Source organism: Petralouisia muris, from assembly GCF_004793545.1.
Classification (GTDB): domain Bacteria; phylum Bacillota; class Clostridia; order Lachnospirales; family Lachnospiraceae; genus Petralouisia; species Petralouisia muris.
On the sequence record NZ_SRYA01000218.1, the window covers coordinates 1 to 922 of the forward strand.

General features: G+C 50.5%; 2 protein-coding genes. Both read left to right on the plus strand.

The features are described 5' to 3' along the window. A partial coding sequence (locus E5329_RS29145) for a hypothetical protein (RefSeq protein WP_275443893.1) occupies positions 1-301 on the plus strand: 301 nt, incomplete at its 5' end. A gap of 72 nt (positions 302-373) precedes the next feature. Further along, on the plus strand, positions 374-850 hold the full coding sequence (locus E5329_RS29150) for a hypothetical protein (RefSeq protein WP_135992580.1): 477 nt from the start codon (positions 374-376) through the stop codon (positions 848-850). Positions 851-922 lie beyond the last annotated feature (72 nt).

The following is a 922-nucleotide window of genomic DNA, read 5'->3' on the forward strand; positions in this document are numbered from 1 at the left end:
ACATCACGCTCATCAACGAGCTGCAAAAGAGCATCAAGGGGAACAAGGTCATCTCATTTCTGGGAGGTGGGACGGAATGAGCGCAGCAAGGCAGGTCTGCATGACGGACAGCAAAGGCAGGACGCTTTTTTCTGTCCCCGATGGCGGCATCATCCGTATGCTTTACGGGAACGGGGAGGATTATTTTGCCGTCTGCCGTTATCTGGACGAAGCCCATGCAGAGATTGACGGCGTAAGTTACGCCGTTCGGGATTTTGCAGGGAGGATGGAACGAAACAAAATCAGCTATGCCCCTGCCTAAAGGCGGGGCATGGACAACGAGGAGGATTGATATTTTTATGGAACAGACTGTTTTATCGGGCGGTGGTAAGGAATGAGTACCGAGCTTATCAACCGCATCACGGTAAAGAAAGACGGCGTATATGTGTCTTCCCACAGCTCCAACGACACCTCTCCCTACCATTCATGGAGGTGCAGGGGATTGTCGGAAATCTATGACGCCGAGGGGCAGAAAGGGCTTGACCGTGAGGTCGTCCGTATGCTCTATGAGTATGCCGAGCTTCGTGGCTCTCATAAGAGCCTTGCCCGTTACCGCTACGCAAAGGACGCCCCCGCCGCCCATGCCATCTATAAGGAATATATGGATAAAATAGATGACCGCTATGAGGGCTTGGATGAAGCAGATAAAAAGAGCGTCTGGTACAAGCCCACGGAAAAGGCAAAGGAATACCGAGCCTATGAGCGGGATATGCGGGACAAGATGTATTCCGAAATCGCCGAGCGGTGCGGGGAATACGACAGGAAGCAGAAAAACAAAGAAATGGAACGTGTAGTCTCGGAAAGTCCATGAAGAAACAGAAAAGAATTATGTTATATGAATGGGAGTGACGGGGAGGAATAAAAAATGCTTATTTCTGAGTGG

What these genes read in the sequence shown, in the direction of transcription:
- E5329_RS29150 (WP_135992580.1), top strand. Translation starts at nt 374, where the DNA reads ATGAGTACCGAGCTTATCAACCGCATCACGGTAAAGAAAGACGGCGTA.